We start from the raw sequence: 510 nt of genomic DNA, 5'->3' as shown, positions 1-510 counted from the left end.
GCGGGGAGCCATTCGTAGGCGGCCATGTCCAGGGCGCGGTCGCGCAGGTGGCGCAGCAGCCGGGACACCGGGCCGGCCGGGTCGACCTCGAGGGACACCGGCAGCAGGTTGCGCAGCGGGCCCGGCAGCCAGGCCGCGCCGTCCAGCGGGATGCCCCGGCCCGGGACGGTCACCGCGAAGCACACCGGGGCCGGTCCGGTGGCGCCGGACGCGCGGTGGATCAGCATCGCCCAGACGGCCTGCAGCACGCTGCTCTCCGCGGTGCCCCGGGCGGCGGCCCAGCGGGCGAGGCGGACGGTCTCGGCGGCGTCCAGACGCAGCCGGGCCCGGCCGACCCCGCTCAGGCCGGTGGGAGCGCCCGGGCGGCCCGGGCGGGAGGCGGCGGGGGCGGCGCCGGGCGGTGTCCAGCGCGCCCACAGGGCCCGGGCGGGCCGCGGGTCCTGGGCGGCGGTCCAGGCGGTGTAGTCGCGCAGGTCGGGACGGCGTTCGCCGCCGGGCAGGGTGCCGCCG

At 81.6% G+C, this 510-nt stretch carries 1 pseudogene; it reads right to left on the bottom strand.

The window, feature by feature from the left end:
- Positions 1-510 (bottom strand): annotated as a pseudogene (locus JHN63_RS51945) (condensation domain-containing protein); the annotation flags it as partial.

The sequence above is a fragment of the Streptomyces sp. MBT65 genome (assembly GCF_016612545.1).
GTDB lineage: Bacteria > Actinomycetota > Actinomycetes > Streptomycetales > Streptomycetaceae > Streptomyces.
This window is presented reverse-complemented; position numbering and strand designations above follow the sequence as displayed.